The organism is Streptomyces noursei (assembly GCF_001646665.1).
Taxonomy (GTDB): Bacteria; Actinomycetota; Actinomycetes; order Streptomycetales; family Streptomycetaceae; genus Streptomyces; species Streptomyces lavendulocolor.
Genome location: NZ_LWBU01000124.1, coordinates 1 through 423, shown reverse-complemented (window position 1 = coordinate 423; position 423 = coordinate 1). Strand labels below are relative to the sequence as shown.

General features: G+C 84.4%; 1 protein-coding gene. It reads left to right on the top strand.

Annotated features, from left to right (window positions below):
- Positions 1-131: 131 nt before the first annotated feature.
- On the top strand, positions 132-423 hold a 292-nt coding region (locus A4V12_RS11650), incomplete at its 3' end, for an FAD-binding protein (RefSeq protein WP_159028855.1).

The window sequence follows — 423 nt, the reverse complement described above, 5'->3', positions numbered from 1 at the left end:
GGCGGGAGCGGGGGGGGGGGGAGGGGGGGCGGGGGGGGGTCCCCCAGCGGCTCCCGTCCGGATCCGGGGCCCGCCCGGGGGGGCGCGGGTCGGGGGGGGGTCTCGGGGGGGGGGGTCCGCGCGGGGGTGGTGTGGCCGCGGGGCGCGCCGCCGGGCGTGCCGCGGCCGGGCCGCCGGGGGGGCTCGGGGACGCGGTGGTGATCGGCGGCGGCGCCGGGGGCCTGAGCGGGGCGCTGAGGCTCGCCCGGCCCCGCCGCTCGGTCGTCGTGATCGACGGCGGCGCCCCGCGCAACGCACCCGCCGACGGAGTGCGCGGCCTGCTCGGCCTGGACGGCATCGCCCCGGCCGAACTGCTGCGCAGAGGCCGCGAAGAGGTACGCCGCTACGGCGGCCTCGTGGTGGCCGGGGAGGTGACCTCGGCCG